Source organism: Streptomyces sp. URMC 127 (genome assembly GCF_051386535.1).
Taxonomy (GTDB): domain Bacteria; phylum Actinomycetota; class Actinomycetes; order Streptomycetales; family Streptomycetaceae; genus Streptomyces.
This window is the reverse complement of record NZ_JBPQTW010000520.1, coordinates 1-377: the sequence shown is the minus strand read 5'-3', so window position 1 is coordinate 377 and position 377 is coordinate 1. Positions and strand designations below refer to the sequence as shown.

Sequence of the window (377 nt, the reverse complement as noted above, 5' to 3'; positions counted from 1 at the left end):
GCATTGACGTCCCAGTTGTTGATGGCACGCGGGTTACCGGTCGACTCACGCATCACATTGCGCTTGATGCCGTCGTAGGACGCCGGGATGCCCTTGGCGCGCAGAATGTCCAGCGCCTCGCTGATCCAGCCGTCGACGTTGTCGGCGTAGGCCTTCTTCGCCGGAGCGGCGGGCTTGGCCGGGGCGGCCGGCTTGGCCGGGGCAGCGGGCTTGGCGGCGGGCTTGGCCTCGATGGCCTTGCGCTCGGTGGAACGGTTCGCGGCCTGCTTCTCGGCCCGCTCCTTCTCAGCGCTCGCCTTGCCGGCGTCGGCCTTGGCGGCCATGACGGCGGCGTCGGTGCGCTGCTCCAGCACGTCCTGCTGCGTCTCACCGAACGC

1 pseudogene is annotated in these 377 nt (G+C 70.0%); it reads right to left on the bottom strand.

The annotated features are described in order from the left end of the window. A pseudogene (locus ACSNOH_RS35210) lies at positions 1-377 on the bottom strand (transglycosylase SLT domain-containing protein); the annotation flags it as partial.